Annotated in this window: 23 protein-coding genes and 1 riboswitch; of the genes, 14 read left to right on the forward strand and 9 right to left on the reverse strand. The window is 74.7% G+C overall.

Features of this window, described 5'->3' with window-relative positions; all coding sequences use genetic code 11:
• Window positions 1-113 precede the first annotated feature (113 nt).
• From BLR33_RS00725 to BLR33_RS00735, 3 genes are all read left to right on the forward strand, one after another.
• A complete protein-coding gene (locus BLR33_RS00725; protein ID WP_093782689.1) occupies window positions 114-728 on the forward strand; it encodes a GOLPH3/VPS74 family protein in 615 nt (204 codons plus the stop codon).
• A 79-nt stretch (window positions 729-807) separates the two neighbouring features.
• Window positions 808-1,446: a pyridoxamine 5'-phosphate oxidase family protein gene (locus BLR33_RS00730; protein WP_093782247.1), complete on the forward strand. Its 639-nt coding sequence runs from the start codon at window positions 808-810 to the stop codon at window positions 1,444-1,446.
• A 155-nt stretch (window positions 1,447-1,601) separates the two neighbouring features.
• The gene (locus BLR33_RS00735) at window positions 1,602-1,925 is read left to right on the forward strand and encodes a plasmid stabilization protein (RefSeq protein ID WP_093782248.1); all 324 of its coding nucleotides are present in this window, start codon (window positions 1,602-1,604) and stop codon (window positions 1,923-1,925) included.
• A gap of 17 nt (window positions 1,926-1,942) precedes the next feature.
• On the opposite strand, the gene BLR33_RS00740 is transcribed toward BLR33_RS00735, so the two are convergent.
• Window positions 1,943-2,410 (reverse strand): nuclear transport factor 2 family protein, encoded by a 468-nt coding sequence (locus BLR33_RS00740; RefSeq protein ID WP_245771055.1) that lies wholly within the window; start codon window positions 2,408-2,410, stop codon window positions 1,943-1,945.
• Between the two features lie 93 nt (window positions 2,411-2,503).
• On the opposite strand from BLR33_RS00740, the gene BLR33_RS00745 reads away from it, so the two are divergent.
• The 4 genes from BLR33_RS00745 (at window position 2,504) to BLR33_RS00760 (ending at window position 5,852) form a co-directional block, all read left to right on the forward strand.
• Window positions 2,504-3,076 carry a TetR family transcriptional regulator gene (locus BLR33_RS00745; RefSeq protein ID WP_245771056.1) on the forward strand — a complete coding sequence of 191 codons (573 nt, stop codon included), beginning with the start codon at window positions 2,504-2,506 and terminating at the stop codon, window positions 3,074-3,076.
• Window positions 3,077-3,119: 43 nt separating this feature from the next.
• Window positions 3,120-3,204, forward strand: a riboswitch (ZMP/ZTP riboswitch).
• A 35-nt stretch (window positions 3,205-3,239) separates the two neighbouring features.
• On the forward strand, window positions 3,240-4,394 hold the full coding sequence (locus tag BLR33_RS00750) for a phosphoribosylaminoimidazolecarboxamide formyltransferase (protein ID WP_093782251.1): 1,155 nt from the start codon (window positions 3,240-3,242) through the stop codon (window positions 4,392-4,394).
• A gap of 88 nt (window positions 4,395-4,482) precedes the next feature.
• The gene (locus BLR33_RS00755) at window positions 4,483-4,902 is read left to right on the forward strand and encodes an NUDIX hydrolase (RefSeq protein WP_093782252.1); all 420 of its coding nucleotides are present in this window, start codon (window positions 4,483-4,485) and stop codon (window positions 4,900-4,902) included.
• 308 nt (window positions 4,903-5,210) lie between these two features.
• Window positions 5,211-5,852: a hypothetical protein gene (locus tag BLR33_RS00760; RefSeq protein WP_093782690.1), complete on the forward strand. Its 642-nt coding sequence runs from the start codon at window positions 5,211-5,213 to the stop codon at window positions 5,850-5,852.
• Between the two features lie 10 nt (window positions 5,853-5,862).
• On the opposite strand, the gene BLR33_RS00765 is transcribed toward BLR33_RS00760, so the two are convergent.
• Window positions 5,863-6,240: a DUF2255 family protein gene (locus BLR33_RS00765; RefSeq protein ID WP_093782253.1), complete on the reverse strand. Its 378-nt coding sequence runs from the start codon at window positions 6,238-6,240 to the stop codon at window positions 5,863-5,865.
• 224 nt (window positions 6,241-6,464) lie between these two features.
• On the opposite strand from BLR33_RS00765, the gene BLR33_RS00770 reads away from it, so the two are divergent.
• Window positions 6,465-7,493, forward strand: a complete 1,029-nt coding sequence (locus BLR33_RS00770) for a S66 family peptidase (protein ID WP_093782691.1) — start codon at window positions 6,465-6,467, stop codon at window positions 7,491-7,493.
• A 160-nt stretch (window positions 7,494-7,653) separates the two neighbouring features.
• Here the strand turns inward: BLR33_RS00770 and wrbA are convergent, their stop codons facing one another.
• Together wrbA and BLR33_RS00780 are read right to left on the reverse strand one after the other, a co-directional pair.
• Window positions 7,654-8,256, reverse strand: coding sequence for an NAD(P)H:quinone oxidoreductase (gene wrbA, locus BLR33_RS00775; RefSeq protein WP_093782254.1), 603 nt, complete (start codon window positions 8,254-8,256; stop codon window positions 7,654-7,656).
• Between the two features lie 128 nt (window positions 8,257-8,384).
• Entirely contained in the window at window positions 8,385-9,221 is an 837-nt protein-coding gene (locus tag BLR33_RS00780; RefSeq protein WP_176930058.1) for an NAD-dependent epimerase/dehydratase family protein, read from the reverse strand.
• A gap of 166 nt (window positions 9,222-9,387) precedes the next feature.
• On the opposite strand from BLR33_RS00780, the gene BLR33_RS00785 reads away from it, so the two are divergent.
• Window positions 9,388-10,683: an enolase C-terminal domain-like protein gene (locus tag BLR33_RS00785; protein WP_093782256.1), complete on the forward strand. Its 1,296-nt coding sequence runs from the start codon at window positions 9,388-9,390 to the stop codon at window positions 10,681-10,683.
• Window positions 10,684-10,698: 15 nt separating this feature from the next.
• Here the strand turns inward: BLR33_RS00785 and BLR33_RS00790 are convergent, their stop codons facing one another.
• Together BLR33_RS00790 and BLR33_RS00795 are read right to left on the reverse strand one after the other, a co-directional pair.
• Complete coding sequence (locus BLR33_RS00790; protein WP_093782257.1) at window positions 10,699-12,294, reverse strand: alpha-amylase family glycosyl hydrolase; 1,596 nt, start codon at window positions 12,292-12,294, stop codon at window positions 10,699-10,701.
• Between the two features lie 221 nt (window positions 12,295-12,515).
• Entirely contained in the window at window positions 12,516-13,646 is a 1,131-nt protein-coding gene (locus BLR33_RS00795) for a PP2C family protein-serine/threonine phosphatase (RefSeq protein ID WP_093782258.1), read from the reverse strand.
• A 205-nt stretch (window positions 13,647-13,851) separates the two neighbouring features.
• Between BLR33_RS00795 and BLR33_RS00800 the strand changes: the two genes are divergently transcribed.
• The 4 genes from BLR33_RS00800 to BLR33_RS00815 all read left to right on the forward strand — a co-directional run bounded on the left by BLR33_RS00800 (window position 13,852) and on the right by BLR33_RS00815 (window position 18,908).
• A complete protein-coding gene (locus BLR33_RS00800; RefSeq protein ID WP_093782692.1) occupies window positions 13,852-14,910 on the forward strand; it encodes a zinc-dependent alcohol dehydrogenase family protein in 1,059 nt (352 codons plus the stop codon).
• 247 nt (window positions 14,911-15,157) lie between these two features.
• Window positions 15,158-16,807 carry an IclR family transcriptional regulator domain-containing protein gene (locus BLR33_RS00805; RefSeq protein ID WP_093782259.1) on the forward strand — a complete coding sequence of 550 codons (1,650 nt, stop codon included), beginning with the start codon at window positions 15,158-15,160 and terminating at the stop codon, window positions 16,805-16,807.
• 150 nt (window positions 16,808-16,957) lie between these two features.
• On the forward strand, window positions 16,958-17,605 hold the full coding sequence (locus BLR33_RS00810) for a TetR/AcrR family transcriptional regulator (protein WP_093782260.1): 648 nt from the start codon (window positions 16,958-16,960) through the stop codon (window positions 17,603-17,605).
• A gap of 19 nt (window positions 17,606-17,624) precedes the next feature.
• Window positions 17,625-18,908, forward strand: coding sequence for an MFS transporter (locus tag BLR33_RS00815; RefSeq protein ID WP_093782261.1), 1,284 nt, complete (start codon window positions 17,625-17,627; stop codon window positions 18,906-18,908).
• Between the two features lie 102 nt (window positions 18,909-19,010).
• Here BLR33_RS00815 and BLR33_RS00820 read toward each other — a convergent pair whose 3' ends face one another.
• Window positions 19,011-19,937, reverse strand: coding sequence for a TolB family protein (locus tag BLR33_RS00820; RefSeq protein WP_218136584.1), 927 nt, complete (start codon window positions 19,935-19,937; stop codon window positions 19,011-19,013).
• Window positions 19,938-20,038: 101 nt separating this feature from the next.
• Window positions 20,039-21,118 (reverse strand): glycoside hydrolase family 19 protein, encoded by a 1,080-nt coding sequence (locus BLR33_RS00825; protein ID WP_245771057.1) that lies wholly within the window; start codon window positions 21,116-21,118, stop codon window positions 20,039-20,041.
• Between the two features lie 209 nt (window positions 21,119-21,327).
• Between BLR33_RS00825 and BLR33_RS00830 the strand changes: the two genes are divergently transcribed.
• A complete protein-coding gene (locus BLR33_RS00830) occupies window positions 21,328-21,894 on the forward strand; it encodes a DJ-1/PfpI/YhbO family deglycase/protease (protein ID WP_093782263.1) in 567 nt (188 codons plus the stop codon).
• A 109-nt stretch (window positions 21,895-22,003) separates the two neighbouring features.
• Here BLR33_RS00830 and BLR33_RS34935 read toward each other — a convergent pair whose 3' ends face one another.
• On the reverse strand, window positions 22,004-22,174 hold the full coding sequence (locus tag BLR33_RS34935; RefSeq protein WP_176930059.1) for a hypothetical protein: 171 nt from the start codon (window positions 22,172-22,174) through the stop codon (window positions 22,004-22,006).
• Between the last annotated feature and the right edge of the window lie 18 nt (window positions 22,175-22,192).

Genomic DNA, 22,192 nt, shown 5'->3' on the forward strand with positions numbered 1-22,192 from the left:
CGCCCCCTTCCCATGCCCGCCCTCGGGCGTCCGCGGCGCAGTGCCGGGGAAATCCGGCCGCCGGTGAGGGAAGATGGCCGTCCAGGCACGTGACGCCCGACGTGGAGCCCGCGATGACGACACCCCAGGACCTCATGATCACCGCCATGGACGTGGCGCCGAGCCGTCCGGTGGAGCGCGGGGAGGTGTCGCTCGCCCTGGCCGGGGCCGAGGTGGTGGACCTCAGGGACGCGGGTGTGCTCAGGCTCGACGGGGAGCGGCTGGTGCCCGCCGGGGTCGCGGCGGTGGAGGACCCGCTGCTGGGCGAGGCCGCGGCCGCCCTCGTCCGCGAGTCCCCGTACGAGACGGTCGAGGACTGGCTGTGGCGGCGCGGACAGGGCCTGTCCGCCCGCTATCTCGCCGCGCTGGAGGCCGGCGGGAGCGCCGCCCGGCAGCGCGGCCGGTGGATCCCGGTGCGCACGGGCCGCACGGTGCTGGTCGACTCCCCCGCCCGCCGGTCCGCCGCCGAGCGCTGGGAGCGCGGCGAGCCGGTCCTCACCCACCTGGCGGCGGCCCTGGGCATCTACCGCGACGGCGCGGAGGGCCTGGAGGCCGGGGCCGAGGACCTGGACGACTTCCTGACGACGGTGCTCGCGGCGGTCCACGGCGCGGTGACCGAGCTGGAGGCGGTCCGGCAGCGCCGCAGCGTGGAGGACGCGGCCTTCGACAACATCTGGCGCGCGCCCTGAGGATTCCCGCCGGGACCGGGGGCACAAGTGGGAAGGCGGATTCCGGCTCCGTACGGGGGGTCGCGCCGATAATCGGGGCATGGGAAAGAGCTATGAGCGGATCGACGGCAGGCTGCGGTCCTTCATCGAGGCCCAGCACATCTTCTTCACCGCGACGGCGCCGCTCGACGGCGACGGCACCGTCAACCTGTCGCCCAAGGGCCTGACCGGCTCGTTCGCCGTCATCGACGAACGCACGGTGGCCTACCTGGACTTCGCGGGCAGCAACGCCGAGACCATCGCCCACCTGCGGGAGAACGGGCGCATCACCCTGATGTGGTGCGCCTTCGACGGCCCGCCCAACATCGTCCGCGTGCACGGCCGGGGTGTGCCCGTCTTCCGCGACGACCCGCGCTGGGCCGGGCTGCTGGCGCACTTCCCGGCGATCGACCCGACGCTGCACGGCCTGCGGGCCGTGATCGTGGTCACCGCCGAGAAGATCCGCGACACATGCGGCTACGCGGTGCCGTTCATGACCTACGACGAGGACCGCTCCCTGCACGCCTCGCGGTTCGCGCGCGAGGACGACGAGTCGCTGGACGCGTACTTCCGCAAGAAGGAGCACGTGGCCACGAGCATCGACGGGCTGCCGGGGCTGCCCCTGCCGCTGCCGCCGCTGCCCTCGTCGGCTGCGCGGCCGCAGGGCGCCTCCCTGGCGGCGGTACCCCCCGAGGGGTGACGGGCAGGGCCGACCGGGTGAAAGGGCTGCATAGCCGGTGCGGGGCCGGGCAGCCGCAGAGTGTGAGCCGGGCCCGGCCCCTTTGGGTGGCGGGCCCCCGAACAGACCGCACGGCCCGCGGGGCGCCCGCGGGCCGGTCCAGGAAGGCAGGCGCCATGCCCAGGGGAGCGAACGCGAAGCGCGAGCGGCAGTACGAGCACATCAAGGACAGCGCGAAGGACCGCGGCGAGTCGGAGCGGCGGGCAGAGGAGATCGCCGCGCGCACGGTGAACAAGGAGCGGGCCCGCTCCGGTGAGGCGCGCCAGAAGAGCCGCACCTCGACGAAGGACATGTCCTCCTCGAAGCGCGGTGGGCAGCGCTCGCACTCGGGCTCGCAGGGCCCGACCCGCGACCAGCTCTACAACGAGGCCAAGCAGCGCGGCATCAAGGGCCGCTCGCAGATGACGAAGTCGGAGCTGAGCCACGCGCTCGGCCGCTGACCGCGGCGGAACCACCGTCACGGCCGCGACGGGCGGGTCTCCGTCCAGTCGACCATCAGGCGGCGCTCGGCGAACAGCCAGCGGCCCTCGTGCCGGGCGAAGGTGTCGAGGTAGCGGATGGAGGCGACCATCAGGGTCCGCTCTCCGTCCGCGCCCGCCGACAGGTGGTGCGCCAGGCAGTAGCTCTCCCCGGTGGCGCGGTCGCCGTCGAGGTCGACCGTGCTCTGGCCGTTGAAGTGCGTCGTGGCCGTGTAGCCGTTGAGGTTGTCGAAGACGGGGGCGAGGGCGTCACGCCCGTGCAGCTCCTGGGTGGGCTCGGCGGAGGTGGCGTCCATGAAGACCAGGAAGCGGCTGTCCGGGGTGAACAGGGCCATCTGGCCCTCGGCGTCGCGGCGGTCCGCGCAGTGGGCGTAGGCGTCGACCAGTTCGCGGATGGCGAGCCGGTCGGCGGCCTCCTGCGGGGAGAGCGTGGCGGGGGCGGGCACGGCGGGGTCCTCTCGTAGACTGTTTGACATGTGTATAAGAACATCGGTGGGGCCGTGCGGCAAAACCGGGACCCGCGGCGGCGGGGCCGGGCGGTGAGCGGGCGGACCGACCCGCGGGTCGTACGGACGGCTCGGGCGTTCGAGCGGGCCGTGGTGGAGCTGGCGGGGCGGCGGCCGATCTCCCGGATCACCGTCGCCGAGCTGGCCGCGCACGCGGGTGCCACCCGCGCCACCTTCTACAACCGCTACAGCACCCCGCTGGACCTCCTCCTGCAGGTGCTCCAGGACGACCTGGACCGCGGCCACCGCCGCGAGGAGCTGCTGCTGGCCGGCCCCTCCGCCCCGGGCCTCCTGCGGGTGGCCACCACGGAGGTCGCGGCCCACGTCGAGCGCTTCGCCGCGGTCTACCGCCAGTCCCTGTCCGACCCGGCCGACCGCGGCGTCCACGACGCCCTGGTCCGCCACTTCGCCGAATACACCCTCGCTGTCCTGTCCCACGCCGCCCCGCCCGGCCTCACCCCGGTCCGCCGCCGCCTGGCCGCCCGCTTCCTCTCCCACGGCTTCGCGGGCGTCATCCAGGCCTGGCTGGGCGAGGAGTCCGCCACGACGGAGGACCTGGTGGAAGCCGCGATCGCCTGCGCCCCGCCCTGGTGGCCCGCCACGTGACCCCGGCCGGCGCGGACCGGGCGGACACCGGGCGGATAGGATCGCGTTCGGCCGCGACTGGCGAGGGTGGACGACCACCGGGGAGCGGCCGTTGACCCGCGTGAGCGTCGACCGCCTGGGCGCCTTGCGTCAGTGACCCGCCGCTGACCGAGGAGGCCCCGCGATGGACCTGCGGTACGGAACGAACCCCCAGCAGCACGGCAGCGCCGTGCCGTCCGCCGCCGGCAGGAGCCCGCTCCGGGTGCTGCACGGCAGCCCGTCGTACATCAACCTGCTGGACGCGCTGAACGCCTGGCAGCTGGTCCGGGAGGCCGCCGAGGTCCTGCACCGCCCGGCCGCCGCCTCCTTCAAGCACGTCTCGCCCGCCGGGGCGGCCGTGGCCGGGCCGCTGGACGAGGTGGCCGCCGGCCTGTACGGCGTCGCCCCGGCTGGTGTCGGCCCGCTCACCAGCGCCTACCTGCGGGCCCGCGACGGCGACCCGAGGTCCTCCTACGGCGACTTCGCCGCGGTCTCGCATCCGGTCGATGCCGAACTCGCCGACCTGCTGGCCCGTGTGGTCTGCGACGGCATCGTCGCCCCCGGCTACGCCCCCGGCACCGCGGCGGTGCTCGCCCGCAAGAAGAGCGGCCGCTTCCTGGTCATGGAGGCCGACCCGGAGTTCGTGCCGCCGCGGGACGAGGCGCGCGAGGTGTTCGGCCTGCGGCTCTCGCAGCGCCGCGACCCGGTGCGGCTGGGCCCCGGACTGCTCGCCGCCGCCGTGGGCGGGGAGCCGCCAGCGGCAGCGGCGCAGGACCTGCTGCTGGGGCTGGCCGTCGTCCGGTACACGCAGTCGAACTCGGTCTGCTACGTGCGCGGTGGGGCGACGCTCGGGATCGGCGCCGGGCAGCAGTCGCGGGTGGACTGCACGCGCCTGGCGGGGGCGAAGGCCGACACCTGGTGGCTGCGGCGGCATCCGGCGGTGCGCTCGCTCGCCTTCCGGCCGCAGGTGCGGCGGCAGGACCGGGTCAACTGGCAGATCCGCCACATCGAGGGCGACCTCACCCCCGACGAGGCCGCCCGCCTGGCCGAGGCGCTGTCCGAGCCGGCGCCCGCCTTCTCCCGGGAGCAGCGCAGGCGGTGGCTCGACCGGCTGGAGGGGGTGGCCTTCGTGTCGGACGGAGCCCTGCCGTTCCGGGACAACGTGGACCACGCGCGCCGGCACGGTGTGGGCTGGATCGCCGAGCCGGGCGGTTCGGTGCGGTCGGGGGAGGTCGAGGCGGCGTGCCGGGAGCACGGGATCGGGCTGGTGCGCACCGGGGTGCGGCTCTTCCACCACTGAGCGCCGCCGGGCGGCGTCCCGGCTGATCGCCCGCGGGCCCGGCCCCGGCCGGGGGTAAGGTGCCCGGGGACGAAGGGAAGGGGACGGAATGGGTGCGGGGACGCGTCGGAACGTGCTGATCGACACCGTCGCCTGGGTGCGGGTCGAGGGCGGGCGGGTGCTGTGCGCGCGGCCGCGGGGCAAGGACGTGTTCTACGTTCCCGGCGGGAAGCGGGAGGGGTCCGAGAGCGACCTGGAGACCCTGGTCCGTGAGATCCGCGAGGAGCTGTCGGTCCGGATCGACCCGGCGACGGCCGTGCACGCGGGCACGTACGAGGCCGCGGTGCCGGAGCTGCCGGCCGGCGCCGTGGTCCGGATGGCCTGCTACACCGCCGAGTACGCGGGCGAGTTGGCGCCGAGCAGCGAGATCGAGGAGACGGCGTGGTTCTCCTACGCCGACCGCCCGCGCGTCCCCCCGGTCGACCGGCTCCTGTTCGACCACCTCAAGCGCTGCGGCGACCTGGCCTGACGCTGCCGCTCCTGCTGACCCGACGCGCCCGGCCTGTCCGGGGAGGCCGTCCCACCGCTCCCCGGGCCTCAGGGCGGCGGCCAACACCGCCGCAACGGCCGTCCGTTGACTGCCCCCATGTGCGGACCGAAGGGGCCCGGTGCGGCGGCGTCCCCGTACGGACGGGACCGATCGGCCGTATCCCGGACGCATCCCTCGCCCCAACGCCCCCGATTTGCCCAGGCGTTGGTCGCGCGGCCAGAATGCGCCGGCAACACCCCGGCGGCCGGGAGCACTTGGCGCCGGTGAACTGCAGAGACGAGGTCACCATGGCGACGCCAGGATTCCCGCCCCACACGCTCGACGCGAGCGGCGCCCCCGTGTGGATCAGCGGACTGGCGGGCGACGATCCCAACCACACCGTGCACGTGGTGCGCGGCCTGGCGCCGGCCGCGGCCCTGGAGATCCTGGGCGCGCGGCCGGAGACCTTCCGGGAGTGCGCGCTGCCGCAGGACAAGCCGGACCGCTGGATGTCCCTGCCGGCCGCCGCGCTCGGCCTGGAACCGGAGGACGGCTGCCTGCTCGCGGGCTCGATCGCCGACTGGACCTTCGTCTACGACGACCTGGCCTGCACCTCGCACGACGACACGCCGCCGCTGTCGGCCGCCGGGCGCACGGCGGCCACCAGCATGTTCTCCGTCAACGCCGACGCGAGCCTGACGTACGCGGTCGACGGCGAGCCGCTGGCCTGGATCAGCGCCGACGACCTCGACCTGGCCGCGGACCTGCCGGCCCTGCCGGCCGAGCTGCGCGCGGCCTTCGAGGCGGCCGGCACGGTGGCCCACGACTACCTGCCCGAGGGCGCGGTCGACTACGACATCTGCATGCGCGCAGTCTGCGCGCTCGCCGGGCTCCGCTGCACCCTGGAGGACCTGCGCGGCATGCCGCTGGTGCTCGCGCCCTTCGCGTGAGGAGGCGGCCTCAGGCCGGGATGAGCCGCAGGGTGGCCGAGCGGGCGGGCTCGGCCACCATCGGGTCCACGTAGGTGGAGCTGTAGCTGCGGTACTTGTCGCGGTAGGCCGCGTCCAGGCGGTCGTTGAGGTCGGTGTCGGTCACGTCGGTGAAGGTGACGTCCTTGGTGACACCGCCGGCCTCGACCTGGCCGGCCTTGCTCTCCTCCGCCGCCCGCCACCAGGCCCCGTTGTGCCCGCGGTAGGAGCGCACGTACAGGTCGTCGCCCTCGCGCACCACCCAGATGGTCGTCTTGCGCGCCAGCTCGCCGCCCGCCGTGCGCGGTGCGATCCGCAGTTCGTCCGCGCCGCCGATGCGGGCGAGTTCGTCGTCGGTCCAGGACGTCATGATCAGTGCTCCTTCTGCGTGGCCGGGCCGGTCCCCTCCATCCGTTCCCCGCCGACCGCGCCTACCCGGCCCGCCGCATCCGAACGGCCCAACCGGGACGGGGACGGCCCTGCCCGGACGGCGGCCCCGCCCGGTGAGCCGGCCCGCGACCGGCAGGTCGCGCGGGCGCGGGGTGCCAGGAATTCGTTGTCGGGCCCGTGGTCCCGCGTGCCACAATCCCGCGCATGACTGTGCGTTATCCGCGGCCGTTGCAGCCGGGCGACCGGATCGGGATCACCTCGCCGTCGAGCGGGGTCCGCAAGGCGATGCGGGGGCGGCTGGAGGTGGCCGTGCGGGCGGTGGAGGCGCGCGGGTACGAGGTCGTCCTCGGGCAGTGCATGGACGGCAGCGGCCATGTGAGCGCGCCCGCCGCCGAGCGGGCCGCGGAGCTGACGGCGATGCTCACCGACCCGGCCGTGCGAGCCGTGGTGCCGCCCTGGGGCGGGGAGACGGCGATCGACCTGCTCCCGCTGCTCGACTGGGACCTGCTGGCCGCGGCCGAGCCCACCTGGTTCGTCGGCTTCTCCGACATCTCCACGCTGCTCACCCCGGTGACCCTGCTCACGGGCACGGCGACCGTGCACGGCAACAACCTGATGGACACCCCCTACGAGGTGCCCGACGGGCTGCTCTCGTGGCTGGACATCGCCGCGGCCCCGCGCGGCCACCGGTTCACGCAGGTGCCGCCGGGCCGCTACCGCTCGACCGGCCGGGACGACTACCGCGCGCACCCCGAGGTGCGCACCCTCACCCTCGACGCGCCGGGCCGCTGGCGGCGGCTGGGCGGCGGGGGCGACGTGGTGGCGGAGGGACGGCTGATCGGCGGCTGCGTCGAGACGCTGTGCAACCTGGCGGGCACCCGCTACCTCGACGCCTCCGCCTTCGCCCGCGCGAACTCCCCGCAGGGCCTGCTGGTCTACGTGGAGGCGTGCGAGGACAACGCGTTCACCATCTGCCGCAACCTGCACGGCATGCGGCTGGCCGGCTTCTTCGACGCGGCGAACGCGGTGCTGGTCGGGCGGACCTCGGCGCCCGGCAACGACTCGCTCACCCAGGACAAGGCCGTGATGGACGCGCTCGGACCGCTCGGCGTGCCGGTGGTCGCCGACGTCGAGATCGGCCACGTGGCCCCCTTCATGCCGGTGGTGAACGGCGCGCTGGGCCGGCTGGTGCACACCGCGGCCCGCAGCGAGCTGACCCAGGTACTGGACTGAGCCCGCGCCAGGACCGCACAGCGGAGGGGTACCTGCCTGCCGGCACTGCCGCCGGGCCCCGCCTTCCTGATCCCGTCCGCGAATTCCTGCCGGAAGGGCCCTTCCGGCACGCCGCGGGCCCGAGCGGGGAGAGGGCGCGGCCTCTACCGGGGCAGGGCCCTCATCCGCGCAGCTGCGTGGCGATGTCCGTCAGGTGCCGCCCCTGGTAGTCGGCTGCGTCGAGCGTCGCCTGGTCCGGGCCCTCGCCGCCGCCGCTCGGCCAGCTGGTGCCGTACGGGTTGCCGCCGGCGGCGAAGAGCAGCGGGTCGGTGTAGCCGGGCGGCACGATGATGCAGCCCCAGTGGTAGAAGACGTTGTTCAGCGCCAGCAGCGTCGACTCCTGGCCGCCGTGCCGGTTCATCGCGGAGGTGAAGCTGGTGACGGGCTTGTTGTGGAAGACGCCGGCCTGCCACTGGGCGCCCGCGGAGTCGATGAACTGCTTGAGCTGCGCGCTGGGGTTGCCGAACCGGGTCGGTGTCCCGAACGCGTAGGCGGTGGCCCACTCCAGGTCCTCCAGCGTGGCCTCGGCGACGGAGTCCTTGGTGGCGTCGACGTGCGCGCGCCAGGCGGGGTTGGCGTCGATCGCGGTGTCGGGCGCCAGCTCGGCGGCCCGGCGCAGGCGCACCTCGGCCCCGCGGCTCTGCGCGCCCTTGGCGACGGCCTGGGCCAGCTGGTGCACGTTTCCCGTGGCGCTGTAGTAGATGACGGCAACTCGGACAGCCATGTGCGGTAACTCCCGCCGCTCGACGATGGTGCGCCCCCACTGTCCCCGGGTACCCCTCCCGCGGGATCGAATCACCCGCTCGTGCCGCCCGCCTTCACCCGTACAGCGGGTAGTGCCGCGGCCCGGGCTCAGGGGCGCCAGCGGTGCAGCGCGGTGAAGCCCAGCAGGTCGCGGCTGCGGCGCAGGCAGAAGGGCACGGCGAAGCCGTCCAGCGGCTGCTCGACCTCGGTGCCCGGGTGGTAGCGGCGCAGCAGGTCGGCGGTGGGCTGCAGGGCGGTGGTGTCCGGGGCAGCGACGTTGACCACGGTGTGGCCGCTCACCGGCGCGGTCAGGGCAGCGCCCACCGCGCGGGCGGCGTCGCGGCTGTCGAGCCAGCCCCACAGCCCGCCGCTGTCGTGGCCGGGGTCGGCGTGCACGCGGGCGAGGTGGTCGGCGAGCCGCCGGCCGGTGCCGAGGAAGGGGAAGCGCAGCGAGACCACGGTGGTGCCCCAGCGCCGGGCGGCGGTCGCCGCGACGGTCTCGCCGACGTACTTCGACAGCCCGTACACGTCGTCGCCGAGGTAGGGGTGGTCCTCGGAGACGGGGGCGGTCAGCGGCGAGGTGCCGTGGGCGGAGAAGGCCAGGCCGAGGGCGGACAGGCTGGAGATGTGGACGGCGCGGCGGACGCCCGCGGCGCCGGCGGCGTCCAGGACGAGCCGGGCGGCCAGGACGTTGTTGGCGAAGACCTCGTCCTGCGGGGCCGCGTGGGGCGAGGGAAGGGCGGCCGCGTGCACGACGGCGTCCATCCCGGCCACGAGCGCCTCGACGGCCGGCCGCTCGCGCAGGTCGCCCGCGGCGGTCTGCCAGGCGGCGCCGGGGTCGAGGGCCACGCGGTCGTGCGCGCGCACCTGCATGCCGCGCCCGGACAGGTGCGCGACGACTTCGCGGCCGAGCGTGCCGGCCGCCCCGGTGACCAGGACCTTCACGTGGACTCCCCCTCGGTGTGGCGCGAAACGGCCGTGGTGCGACCCCCGCACTCGTGTCGATATTTTGCGGATTCCTGCACGAGAAGCGTCATGCGGATGATGAAAACGTAACATGATCTCGCCGGCGACCCGCCGCAACCCAGCGACCAGGAACAGGGGTTCACCCATGACCGGCTCAGGACCCGACCGACTGCTCGACGCCTCGGGCGCGCTCCCCGAGGCCCGTCCGCCCTGGCAGCCGCGCGACTCCCTGCGCATCACCCGGGTCCGGGCCGTCGTCACCGCGCCCGAGGGCCTGCCGCTGGTGGTGGTCCGCGTCGACACCTCCGACGACGGCCTGTACGGGCTCGGCTGCGCCACCTTCACCCAGCGGTACGCGGCCGTGGCCGCCGCCGTGGACGAGCACGCGGGCCCCCTCGCCGTCGGCCGCCACCCCGCCGACATCGAGGACATCACCCGCATGATCCACTACTCGTCCTACTGGCGCGGCGGGCCCGTCCTCGGCAACGCCCTGTCGGGCATCGACCAGGCGCTGTGGGACATCGCGGGCAAGCGCGCCGGGCTGCCGGTCCACGAGCTGCTCGGGGGCCGCAGCCGCGCGGCCGTGGAGGTGTACTCGCACGCGGCCGGGCCCACCGTGGGCGACACCCTCGACGCCGCCGAGCAGTTGCTCGCCGAGGGCTACCGGCACATCCGGCTCCAGGTCGGCGGCCCCGGCACCGGCACCTACGGCGCCCCCGGCACCCCGGGCGGCTACCCGCGCTCGCCGCACCCGGACGGCTGGGACGTCGCGCAGTACCTGCGGGCCGTCCCGGAGCTGTTCGCCGCCGCGCGCGAGCGGCTGGGGCCGGAGGTGAGCCTGATGCACGACGTGCACAGCCGGCTGACGCCCAAGCAGGCGGTGGTGCTGGCCCGGTCGCTGGAGCCCTACCGGCTGTCGTTCCTGGAGGACGTCATCGCGCCCGAGCACTACGACCGGCTGCCGGAGGTGCGCGCGGCCTCCCCGGTGCCGATCGCGGTCGGCGAGCAGATCGGCTCGGTGACCGACGCGGTGCGGCTGATCCGCGACGGCGGCATCGACCTGCTGCGGCTGCACACCTCGGCGGTCGGCGGCCTGACCCCCACCCGCAAGCTCGTCGCGCTGGCCGAACTCCTGGGCGTGCGCACGGCGTTCCACTCCCCCGGCGACATCTCGCCGGTCGGCGTGGCGGCGAACCTCGCCGTCGACATCTCCACCCCGGCCTTCGGCTACCAGGAGGCGCACACCTACGGCGACGCCGTGCACGAGGTGTTCCCCGGCACCCCCGTGGTGCGCGAGGGACACCTGTACCCCTCGGACGCGCCCGGGTGGGGTGTGGACCTGGACGAGAAGGCGGCCGCCGCGTACCCGCCGGTGAAGTTCCTGCACGAGCGGTGGGCCACTCGGGTCCGCCGCCCCGACGGCGGGCTCGAGGCGCCCTGACCGGTGCCCGGCCCCCTACTGCCCTGCCGCGGCGGCCAGTTCGTAGACCCCGTAGGAGAACGGGTCGGCGACCGCCTCGCCTTCGGCCAGGCGCACCCCGTGCACGGCCAGCGGGCGGGGTGCGCCCGCCAGGGCGGGCAGGGGTGCGCGGGCCTGGCTGCCGCGGGCGTTGACGACCACCAGGTGGGTGCCGCCGCGGGTGTAGACGAAGGGGTAGTCGCGGTGCAGCACCTCGACGGGGCCCGAGCTGCCCAGCGCCGGGGTGCTGCGGCGCAGCGCGATCAGCCGGCGCACATGGTGCAGCAGCGAGGCGGGGTCGGCCCGCGACCCGGCGACGGTGGGGCGGCCGGGGTCCGGGTCCACGGGCAGGTAGAGGGCGTCGGCAGGGGCGGTGGAGAAGCCGGCGTTGGGCCCGTCGTCCCACTGCATCGGGGTGCGCGAGCCCTGCCGGGCCTCGGTGCCGAGCTGGCTGCCCTCGGTGTCGGGCAGGCCGGGCACATAGCGCATGCCGATCTCGTCGCCGTAGTAGATCACCGGCAGGGAGGGCCAGGTGAGTTGGAGGGCGAAGCCGGGGGCGACCATGTCGCGGGTGCGCGGGCCGCAGGTGAGCCGGGAGAAGTCGTGGTTGGCGGTGGGCAATGCGATGTGGCCGTGGCCGTCCGCGGCGGCCTCGGCCTGCCGCCAGGCGTCCAGGAAGGGCGTCAGGCTGCCGCGGCCCTCGGCGTCGAGCCAGCAGGGTTTGCCGTCGGCCCACACACCCTGGCTGCCGGTGCCGTTGTCCCACAGGGAGCGCAGCGCGGGGCCGTTGAAGTGCAGGAAGAAGTCGGAGTGGAAGCCTGCCGGGATGGAGACGGCCGGGTCGCCCCACTCGGCGAGCAGGGCGCAGTCGGGGTGCGCGCGGTCGATCCAGGAACGCACCTCGCCCCACAGCCGCCCGGTCTCCACGTGCCCCGGGTCGTCCTTCACCAGGGAGTAGGCCATGTCGACGCGGAAGCCGGAGACGCCCAGGCCGAACCAGTGGTCCATGATCTCGCGCAGGGCGGCCCGGTTGGCGCGCGGCCCTTCGGCGTCCACCGGCTGGCGCCAGGGCTGGTCCGGGTGCGGGCGGGCGTAGCCGAAGTTCAGCGCGGGCTGGATGGGATAGAAGTTGGCGAGGTAGAAGCCGCCGCGCGCGCCCTGGTTGGGGATCCAGTCGCGGGCCGGGGAGGCGATCGTCTCGGACCAGATGTAGCGGTGGTCGCCGGGGGTGTGCGCGGACTCGCGGAACCAGGGGTGGCGGTGCGAGGTGTGCCCGGGCACGAGGTCGAGCATGACGCGGATGCCGCGTGAGCGGGCGGCGTCGATCAGGACGGCGGCGTCCTCGTTGGTGCCGTAGCGCGGGGCGATGGTCAGGTAGTCGGCCACGTCGTAGCCGGCGTCGCCGAACTCCGAGGCGAAGCACGGGCTCAGCCAGACCGCGGTGACGCCGAGCCAGGCGAGGTGGTCCAGGTGCTCGGTGATGCCGGCGAGGTCGCCGATGCCGTCGCCATTGGAGTCCGCGAAGCTCTGCGGATAGATCTGGTAGAGGACGGCGTCGGAGAGCCAGGCGGGGATGTGGCGGCGTTCGGTCATGGCGGGCCGGGGTGCTCCTTGCGTACCGGGGGCGGGGCGCGGGCGCCGCGGCCGGGCGCCTCGGGCAACGTACGCCCGCACCCCGAGCGGGCACCACGGGGCATGGGACGACGGCTTCGCGCGGCACCCGGCTCGCAACCGGCCCGAGGCGGGCCCGGTGGGGGCTCGGAACGGGCCCGGTACGTCCTGGGCACGGCCCCGATAAAGGGCCCGGTGCGGCCTCAGTGCACCTCCGTCGCCCCCGACGCGCCCTCGGCCTCGGGATACTCGCGGCCGCGGCTGACCAGCAGGGCCGCGATGTCGTCGTCCAGGCCGCCGTGGCTGAAGGCGAGCAGCTGCTCGTGGAGCATCGCCAGCAGCCGCGGGTCGCTCACGCCCTCCTTGCCCGCCGCCCAGTCGCCCACCCGGAAGAAGGCGCCGGTGAGGTCGCGGGTCTCGCTGACGCCGTCGGTGTAGAGCAGCAGCCGGTCGCCGGGCCCGATCCGCACGGTCTCCACGAGGTAGTCGGCGCCCATCAGCGCCGCCATGTTCAGCGGCGGCGAGGCCGCGGCCGGCACCAGCGAGCGGGCGCCGCCGCGGTGCAGCAGCAGCGGCGGCGGGTGGCCGCAGTTGAGCAGCTCGACCAGGTCGCTGCCGTGCCGGAGCTGGGCGAGCACGGCGGTGGCGAAGCCCTCGCCGGCGTCGGGGGTGGTGAGCGTGCGGCTGTAGCGGACCATGCTGGTGTCGAGCCGGCGGGCCAGCCGGGCCAGGTCGGCCTCGTCGTAGGCGGCCTCGCGGAAGCAGTTGGTCACCGCGCTGGCCACGCCGACCGCGGACAGGCCCTTGCCGCGGACGTCGCCGATCAGCACCCGCACCCCGTGCGGGGTGTCCACCGCCTCGAAGAAGTCCCCGCCGATCCGGGCCTCCTCGGCCGCCGCGAGGTAGAGGGTCTCGATGCCGATGTCGCCGAACCGGTGCGGCACCGGCCGCAGCACGACGGCCTGGGCCGCGTCGGCGACCGAGCGGACCCGGGACAGGGTCCGCTCGCGCTGGATGCGCACGTGGGCCGCGTACGCGGCGGCGGCCGTGACGGCGGCGAGCGCGCCCGCGGTGAAGGCGGCGGCCCGCTCGTCGTAGGCGACCTGGAGGCCGATCTCCACGCAGAGCGTGACGACGCCGAGCGCCACGGTGCCGCCCACCGACCACATCGACGCCGCCAGCGCGGGCGCGGCCGGCAGCAGCCGGCTGACCGAGAAGTCCCGCGGGGTGGAGACGGCCAGCCCGCCGATGACGAGCGTCAGCAGCAGCGGGGACCACATCGCGGGTCCGCGCGGGCGGTCCGGGGGCCGTCGGGGGTGGCGTCGGTGATTCATCGTCACCAGTATGGGGTGATATTCGCATTCCTCCGGTATTGCGGCGTGGCTCGGAGTCCGGACCGGACGGCCGGGCGCCCGTCCGGATGCCGCCCGGGGTGTGTCGGCACGGCCCCGGCGGCACGGGCGCGGCGGTGGCTGCGATGCTGGCGGGCGGCTCTTCGGGAAGCAGGCCCCGGAGAAGCGACGGAAGGCGGTGCGGCCCGTGCGGGCTGTGGTGTTCGAGGAGTTCGGTGAGCTGCCCCTGGTGCGGGAGGTGGCGGACCCGCTCGTGCCGGAGGACGGCGCGCTGGTGCGGGTGGCCGCCACCGGGCTGTGCCGCAGCGACTGGCACGGGTGGCAGGGCCACGACGACGCCATCGCGCTGCCGCACGTGCCCGGGCACGAGTTCGCCGGGCAGGTGGTGGCCGTGGGCCCGGGCGTGACCCGGTGGCACGGCGGGGAGCGGGTGACGGCGCCCTTCGTGTGCGCGTGCGGCCGGTGCGCGGCCTGCCTGCGCGGCGACCAGCAGGTGTGCGAGCGGCAGCAGCAGCCCGGCTTCACGCACTGGGGCTCCTTCGCCGACCTCGTCGCCGTCCACCACGCCGACGTCAACCTCGTCGCCCTGCCCGAGGCGATGCCCTACACCGCGGCGGCCGCGCTCGGCTGCCGCTTCGCCACCGCCTACCGGGCGGTCGTCGCGCAGGGCCGCATCCGCCCCGGCGAGTGGGTGGCCGTGCACGGCTGCGGGGGCCTCGGGCTGTCGGCGGTGATGGTGGCGGTATCGTGCGGGGCCCGGGTGGTCGCGGTCGACCCCTCACCCGAGGCGCTGGGGCTCGCGGCCACGCTGGGCGCGCAGGTGTGCCTGGCGCCGGGCGGCTCGGTGCAGGACACCGCCCGGGAGGTCCGCGAGGCGACGGAGGGCGGCGCGCACGTCTCGCTGGACGCCCTGGGTGCGGCCGACATCTGCGCGGCCTCCGTCCTCGGCCTGCGCGCCCGCGGCCGCCACGTCCAGGTCGGCCTGCTCGCCACCGGCACCGTCCAGGTGCCGATGGGCCGGGTGATCGCCCTCGAACTGGAGCTGCTGGGCAGCCACGGGATGGCCGCGCACGCCTACCCCGAGATGATGGGCCAGATCGCGGCGGGCACGCTGCGCCCCGGCGACCTCGTCGGCGAGGTGATCCCCCTGGACGCGGCCCCGGCCGCCCTGGCAGCGATGAGCACCGCCTCCCCCGCCGGCATCACGGTGATCACCCCCCACGACACCCCGTCCCAACCGGCCTGAGATGCCCCGCACCACGAGCGCAACCAGACGCACAGCGGTTGTTGGGGGCGCTGGGGATACCTCCCAGGCGGAGCTCTGGGGGAGGAACGGCGCGACAAGCCACGACGGCGCGGCACCCGGCACCGTAGAGGAACCCCCGCGGCGGGGAGCCGCACCCGCACAAGCGCAAGCACACGCAGGGAGCGGGAACCCCCGCGGTCAGAAGCCACCCCCGTAGAAGGGATACGGTGACCCCGGGAGGAAAACGATGGCCGAGAACGGGGTGGGCCCCCTCGAACGCGGCCTCGCCGTCCTCACGGAACTCGCGCACACCCCCGAGGGGCGGATGCGGGCCGGCGACCTCGCCCGCCGTACGGGCCTCGCCCGCTCCCCTGTCGACCGCATCGCCACCACTCTGGAACGCCTCGGCTACCTCCGCGTCGAGGACCGCGAACTCGTCCTCGCCCCGCGGCTGATGGAGCTGGGCGCCGCCTACCTGCGCGGCAGCGCCGTGGCCGGCCCGCTCGCCCCGCTCGCCGAGCGGCTGGCCGACACGCTCGACGAGTCCGTCTCCCTCGCGGTCCCCGACGGCGACGCGGTCCGCTTCGTCGTCCAGACGGTCCGCCGCCGCGCCCTGTCCGTGGCGTTCCGGATCGGCGACGCGGTGCCCGCGGAGCGCTCCGCGGCCGGGACGCTCGCCGCGGTGGGCTGGAGCGAGGCGGACTTCGTCCGGTGGCGGGCGCGCCGGGAAGCCGACCCGGAGGACGCCGGGTTCCCGGCCGTGCCGCGCCCGCGTGGCGGGCGGGGCGACGAGGCGGAGTTCCGGGCCCGTGTCGCCGAGGCGGCCGCGCGCGGCTGGGCGGTGGACGACCAGCTGGTCGAGCCGGGGCTCATCGCGGTGGCCGTGCCGGTGACCGACGCGGCGGGCGCGTTCGTGTGCGCGCTCAGCGCGGTGAGCCACACGAGCCGGCACGACACGCCCGGCCTGGTGGCCGTCGCGCTGGAGCCGTTGCGGCGCGCCGCCCACGAGATGTCGGCCGCCCTGGGCGCCCGGCCGGCCCCGAACCGTAGTCCCGCCGAGCGCCGGGACCCGTCCAAAGCGGCCAAAAGCGAACTCGGCCCGGAGTACCTGCAGTCGCTCGCCCGCGGCCTCGCGGTTCTGCGCGCGCTCGGCGACACGCCGGGGGGCGGCGCCGGCGGACGGGACGACACGCCCGGTGGGATGACGCTGTCGGCCGCCGCCGAGGCCACGGGATTGCCGCGTGCGACCGCCCGCCGCTCCCTGCTCACGCTGGAGCAGCTCGGGTACGTGGCCGCCCGCGACGGCCGTTTCCGCCTGCTGCCGCGCGTGCTCGACTTGGGCTACCCCCTGCTCTCCGGGCTCACCCTCGGCGAGCTGGCCCAGCCGCACCTGTCCGCGCTGGCCGCGCGGCTGCACCACTCGGCGTCCATGGCGGTGCTCGACGGCACCGGCATCCGCTACGTGGCGCGGGCGTCGGCGGGCCGCATCATGCGCGTGTCGATCTCGGTGGGCACCCGCTTCCCCGCCCACGCCACCTCGATGGGCCGTGTGCTGCTCGCCGGGCTCGCGCCCGAGGAGCGCGCGGCCCGCCTCGCCGCCGCCGACCTCGCGCCGCTCACCGACCATACGGTCACGGACCCCTCCCACCTCGCCGCGATCCTCGACCGGGTCGCCCGGGACGGATACGCCCATGTCACCGAGGAGCTGGAGAACGGCCTGCAGTCCCTCGCGGTCCCGGTCCACGACCGCGACGGCCACGTGGTCGCCGCCGTCAACGTGGCTCTGCACGCCTCCCCTTCCGAGCCCCCTCCGGCGACCGTCCTGCCCGCCCTCCGCGACACCGCCACCCGCATCACCGCGGACACCACCGCCTCCTTCACCCCGCCCCCGGCCTGACCACCGGGCTGTCCCGGCGAAGGCGGCCCGCGGTGCCGCACGAGCGCCGCGCGGCGGCTCCGTGGCGCGTCTTCTCGCGGGCCGACCTATAATGAACGGGACGTTCAGGAATGTGACCCCTTGGGCGCCGGAGCGGGAAGCAGGGGTGCTATGGCGAGCGGGAGCGCTGCGGGGGTGCGGGTGGGGCGGCCGCGCAGCCAGGAGCGGCGGGCGGCGATCCTGGCCGCGGCGGGCGACCTGATGATGGAGGGCGGGCTGAAGGCCGCCACCATGGAGGCGATCGCCGCCCGGGCGGGCGTCGGCAAGGCCACCCTCTACAAGTGGTGGCCCTCGCGCGGCGCCGTCGCGCTCGAAGGGTTCATGCTGCGGGCGGCCGACTCGTGGACCCTGCCCGAGGACGTCTCGGCCCAGGAGGGCCTGCGGGTCCTCGCGGTCGCCGCCGTGCGGCTGTTCACCCGCACCCCGGCCGGGCCGCTGATGCGGGCCCTGGCCGCCGACGCCCAGTCCGACCCGGAGATCGCCCAGGCGCTGCGCGAGCAGTGGATGAGCCCGCGCCGGGCCGTGGCCGCCGAGGTGCTGCGCCAGGGCATGGCCAGCGGCGAACTGCGGGCCGACCTCGATGTCGAGGCGACCCTGGACCTGGTCTTCGCGCCCGTCTACTACCGGCTGCTCTTCAGCCACGAGCCGCTCGACGAGAGCTTCGCCGAGGCGTGCGTGGCGCAGGTCATGACCGGCGTGGCCGCCCCCGGGAACAACCCGGCGCCGCCGCATGCTCATACTGAACGCAATGTTCAGTAACCCGAGGCACGGAGACCCGATGACACGGCAGACCGCTCCCGGCGCCGCCCCCTCCGACCAGCCGGAAGCCGATGCCCCCGACGGCGGTCCGGGCGGTGCCCGGCAGGCGGACGTCCCCCAGCCACCCGCCCGCGCCCTGCGCTGGGTGATCCTCACCCTCGCCTTCGCGTGCGGCGCGAGCGTGGCGAACCTCTACTACGCCCAGCCCCTGCTCGGCCTGCTCAGCCGCAGCTTCGGGGTCAGCCAGAGCACCTCCACGATCGTCGTCACCGCCACCCAGATCGGCTACGCCCTGGGCCTGGCCTTCCTGCTCCCGCTCGGCGACCTCCTGGAGAACCGCCGGCTCGCCTCGCGCACTCTGCTGCTGACCGCGGCCGCGCTCGCCGTCGCCGCCTTGTCCCCCGACTTCTGGGTGTTCCTGGCCGTCTCGGCGCTGATAGGCATCACCTCGGTCGTCGCCCAGATCCTCATCCCGCTCGCCGCGCACCTGGCGCCGGCCGAGTCCCGCGGCCGGCTGGTCGGCCAGGTGATGAGCGGACTGCTGCTGGGCATCATGCTGGCGCGGTCGGTGGCGAGTTTCGCCGCCGCGGCCTGGGGCTGGCGCAGCATCTACGCGATCTCCGCCGTCGTCATGCTGCTCACCTCGCTGGCACTGCTGCGGATGCTGCCGGTGCGGCAGCCGCAGCACACCGCGCGCTACTCCTCGCTGCTCGCCTCGGTCGGCCGGCTGGCCCGCACCGAGCCGGTGCTGATCCGGCGCGCCCTGACCCAGGCCGCGATGTTCGGCGCCTTCACCGCCTACTGGACCGCGGTGCCCTACGAGTTGGTCGACCGGCACCACATGTCGCAGACCGGCGTGGCCGTCTTCGCGCTCGTGGGTGCCGCGGGCGCGGCCGCCGCTCCGGTGGCCGGGCGGCTCGGCGACCTCGGGCACGGCAAGGCGGCCCGCGCGGCCGCGCTCTGCGTCGGCCTGGTCGCGATCCTGGTCGCGGGCACCGGCATCGGCAACGTGCTGGTGCTCGCGCTCGGCGGTGTGCTGCTGGACTTCGCCGTCCAGGGCCACCAAGTGCTCAGCCAGCGCGACATCTACGCCCTGCGGCCCGAGGCGCGTGCCCGCGTCAACTCCGTCTACATGACGAGCGTGTTCCTGGGCGGCGCGGCCTCCTCGGCGGCCACCGGCAGTGTCCGCGCCGCCTGGGGCTGGACGGGCACGATGGTGATGGCCGCGGCCCTGGTGGCGGTGGCCCTCACCCTGTGGGCGGTCGAGCTGCCGGGCAAGGGGCTGAGCCGGGCGGCGGATTGACGCCGGTCCCGCGGGCGGCGGTCCACCGCCGGGGTCGAGGGTCCGCCCGCGCGCCCCGACTCGCCCCCCCCGGAAGGCGGTTCGGCCGGCTCCGCCCGCGGCCTACTCGCCCACCGGGTACTCCACATACGCGAAGTGCCTGCTGTCCGGGGCCCAGCTGTTGACGTTCAGGCTGCCCTGGCCGCCGAAGAGGGCGAGCACGTCGCGGTGGCCGCCGCCTTCGGGCGTGGTGAGCCGCAGGAGGACGTCGCGGTCGGCGGGGTGGCCCTGCGTGCCGGGCGGGAAGCTGACGTAGAGGACGTGGCGGCCGTCCGGCGACAGGTGCGGGAACCAGTTGACCCGCTCGTCAAAGGTGACCTGGGTCAGCCCGCTGCCGTCCGGCCGCATCCGGAACAGCTGGGCGTGGCCCGGGGTGGCGGCGCCGTGCTCGGAGTTGAACCAGATCCACTCGCCGTCCGGGCTGAACTCGGGCCCGTCGGCGGGGGCCGGGCTGTCGGTGAGGCGGGTGTCGGGGCCGCCGGCCGCGGGGAGGGTGAAGACGTTGCGGTAGCCCCACTCGTCGCCGTTCCACGGCTCCACACCGACGTAGGCGAGGGTGGCGCCGTCCGGCGAGACGCCGTGCAGGAAGTGCCGGAAGGGCCCGGGCCGGCGGGTGTTGGTGACGCGCCGGGCCGGGCCGCCGGCGAACGGCACGGCGTGGATGTGGCCGTCGCCCGCCGACAGGTAGAGAGTGGCGCCGTCCGGGGAGAGCACGTGGTCGTTGTTGGCGTCGGTGATCCCGCCGGTGTCGATCGGTTCGGGGCCGCGGCCGTCGCCCGGGGAGGCGTCGGCGGGGATGCGGAAGAGCAACCCGTCGTGGTTGTAGACCAGCCAGCGCCCGTCCGGTGACCAGTTGGGCGCCTCCAGCGCGCTGCCGGAGGTCTCGTGCACGAGCCGGGGCGTGCCGCCGTCGATGTCCGCCACCATCAGACGGGCCCGCTGGCCGGGGGCGAGCGGTCGGATGGCGGTGCCCTTCGCAGTGATCGTCACCAGCGCAGCCTAAGTCGTGAGGAGGCCGCGGACCAGGGGCGATCCCGACGTATGCGGCGGCGCCCCGCCCCTGCCCGGACGGGGCGCCGCACGCGGGCCGTTCAGCAGGACAGGTTCCCGCCCGGGCTGACGCCCAGGATGGCCGCGTAGCTCTCGTACTTGTTGACGCGGTCCTGGACTTCGGCGGGGTTGCCGCCGTTGCACTCGATGCTGCCGTTGATGCTGCGGATGGTCTCGCCGAAGCCGGCACCGTTGACCATCGCGTTGTGCGGGGTCATCGTGCCGGGGCCGGTCTGGGTGTTCCAGTACCACAGGCCGGTCTTCCAGGAGATCGCCGGATCGGTCTCCACCAGGCCCGGGTTGTCCAGCAGGTCCACGCCGAGGGAGTCGCCGGCCGCCTTGTAGTTGAAGTTCCAGCTCAGCTGCATCGGGCCGCGCCCGTAGTACGAGTAGGTGCCCGCCGGGCACCCGTACGGCTCGGCCGCGCAGTAGTTGCCCGACTTGTCGATCTCGGTCACGTAGACCAGACCCCCCGTCTCGTGGCTGACGTTCGCCAGGAACGCCGCCGCCTCCTGCTTCTTCACCGTGTCGCTGCCCGTGGTGGCGAAAGCCGGGTAGGCACTCAGCGCCGCGGTCAGGCCGCTGTAGGTGTAGAAGGAGTTCCGGCTCGGGAACATCTGGTCGAACTGCGCCTCACTCACGACGAACCCGCCGCTCGGGTTCGTGCCGCCCGTGCCGCCGCCGGAGCCGGAGCAGGTGTAGGGGCTCCAGTACCAGGTGCTGATGGTCGGGTCGTAGCCGGGATTGTCGTGCGTGGCGATGTACAGCAGTCCGTTGGTGTAGGTGACGACGTCGCCGGTGACGTACGAGCGGCCGGCCACCCACGACGGGTAGGAGCAGCCGCTGCCACCGGTGGTGCCGCCGCTGCCGCCGCCGGAGCCGCAGGCGCCGGAGTCGGCCCAGACGTCGGCGGCGCCGGGCGTCTCGCCCTCGGTCCACCACTTCGCCGTCCAGTTGTGCCCGTTGTAGGAGGCGCTCTGGCCGCCGGTGTAGACGGAGGACGCGTTCCAGGCCGCCGCGCAGTCCGCCGCCGAGGCGGTGGACGACAGGGGGACGAGGACCGCGAGCCCGACGGCGACGGCGAGCGCGGTGAGGAAGGCGATCAAGCGCTGTCTCGACACAGGCCACTCCTTGTGGGGGGTGGGAGAAGTGGGATCGGGAGTGCAGCCGATCATATTGGTCTGAACCTGTCAAGGTCTATACCAATACCGGCCAGTGCGGATGCCGCGGCGCACCGGGGGTACCCGACGAAGGAGAACGAAGCGCCGGGCGGTGCGCACCGCACCGGACCCGGCACAGCAAGGCACAGCACCTGGCAAGGAGGGCGACCATGGCACAAGGCGACCTGGCCGGACGGAGCGTTCTGGCGATGGTGACCAATTACGGGGTCGAGCAGGACGAGCTGGTGGTCCCCGTCGAGCACCTGCGGCGCAACGGGGCCACCGTGGACATCGCGGCGGTCTCCGGCGAGCCGGTGGTCACGCTCGTCGGCGACAAGGACCCCGGCGAGAAGGTGCAGCCCACCACGACCCTGGACCAGGTGGACACCTCCACCTACGACCTGCTGCTGGTGCCCGGCGGCACCCTGAACGCGGACACGCTGCGGCAGAACCCGATCGCGGTGGAGAACGTGCAGGCGTTCGCGAACTCCGGGCGGCCGGTGGCGGCGATCTGCCACGGCCCGTGGGCGCTCGTGGAGGCCGACGCGGTGCGCGGCAAGACGCTCACCTCGTACCCCTCGCTGCGCACGGACGTGCGCAACGCGGGCGGCAACTGGGTGGACGAGCCCGTGGTCGCCGACTCCGGCAACGGCTGGACGCTGATCACCTCGCGCACCCCGAAGGACCTCGACGACTTCCTGCGGGAGACCGAGGCGGCGCTCACCACCTCACCGTGAGCAGCGGCGCGGGAACGCTCCTCGTCCCGCGGTAGAAGCGCGCGGACCCCGTGCGGCGGCGTGGCCGTCGCACGGGGTCCGCGCGTGAAGGGCTGAGGCTGCCGGCCGGCTACTCCTCGCGCTCGAACTCGGCGTCGGCCCGCTGGACGTCCAGGTCCTTCTGGGCCGTCTCATACACCTCGTGCACCAGTTCCCTGACCTCCATGTCCCCCGAGGGGTCCCCGGAGGCGCCGTGGATCCTCCTGATGCGCTCCACCCAGATCTCGGTCGTCTCGGCCATGGCACGCTCCCAGTCGCG

Source organism: Actinacidiphila guanduensis, from assembly GCF_900103985.1.
Lineage (GTDB): Bacteria > Actinomycetota > Actinomycetes > Streptomycetales > Streptomycetaceae > Actinacidiphila > Actinacidiphila guanduensis.

Coding starts and splice junctions, on each gene's coding strand:
- BLR33_RS00725 (WP_093782689.1), top strand. CDS start 114: ATGACGACACCCCAGGACCTCATGATCACCGCCATGGACGTGGCGCCG.
- BLR33_RS00730 (WP_093782247.1), top strand. CDS start 808: ATGGGAAAGAGCTATGAGCGGATCGACGGCAGGCTGCGGTCCTTCATC.
- BLR33_RS00735 (WP_093782248.1), top strand. CDS start 1,602: ATGCCCAGGGGAGCGAACGCGAAGCGCGAGCGGCAGTACGAGCACATC.
- BLR33_RS00750 (WP_093782251.1), top strand. CDS start 3,240: ATGGACCTGCGGTACGGAACGAACCCCCAGCAGCACGGCAGCGCCGTG.
- BLR33_RS00755 (WP_093782252.1), top strand. CDS start 4,483: ATGGGTGCGGGGACGCGTCGGAACGTGCTGATCGACACCGTCGCCTGG.
- BLR33_RS00760 (WP_093782690.1), top strand. CDS start 5,211: ATGGCGACGCCAGGATTCCCGCCCCACACGCTCGACGCGAGCGGCGCC.
- BLR33_RS00765 (WP_093782253.1), bottom strand. CDS start 6,240: ATGACGTCCTGGACCGACGACGAACTCGCCCGCATCGGCGGCGCGGAC.
- BLR33_RS00770 (WP_093782691.1), top strand. CDS start 6,465: ATGACTGTGCGTTATCCGCGGCCGTTGCAGCCGGGCGACCGGATCGGG.
- wrbA (WP_093782254.1), bottom strand. CDS start 8,256: ATGGCTGTCCGAGTTGCCGTCATCTACTACAGCGCCACGGGAAACGTG.
- BLR33_RS00785 (WP_093782256.1), top strand. CDS start 9,388: ATGACCGGCTCAGGACCCGACCGACTGCTCGACGCCTCGGGCGCGCTC.
- BLR33_RS00790 (WP_093782257.1), bottom strand. CDS start 12,294: ATGACCGAACGCCGCCACATCCCCGCCTGGCTCTCCGACGCCGTCCTC.
- BLR33_RS00795 (WP_093782258.1), bottom strand. CDS start 13,646: ATGAATCACCGACGCCACCCCCGACGGCCCCCGGACCGCCCGCGCGGA.
- BLR33_RS00805 (WP_093782259.1), top strand. CDS start 15,158: ATGGCCGAGAACGGGGTGGGCCCCCTCGAACGCGGCCTCGCCGTCCTC.
- BLR33_RS00810 (WP_093782260.1), top strand. CDS start 16,958: ATGGCGAGCGGGAGCGCTGCGGGGGTGCGGGTGGGGCGGCCGCGCAGC.
- BLR33_RS00815 (WP_093782261.1), top strand. CDS start 17,625: ATGACACGGCAGACCGCTCCCGGCGCCGCCCCCTCCGACCAGCCGGAA.
- BLR33_RS00830 (WP_093782263.1), top strand. CDS start 21,328: ATGGCACAAGGCGACCTGGCCGGACGGAGCGTTCTGGCGATGGTGACC.
- BLR33_RS34935 (WP_176930059.1), bottom strand. CDS start 22,174: ATGGCCGAGACGACCGAGATCTGGGTGGAGCGCATCAGGAGGATCCAC.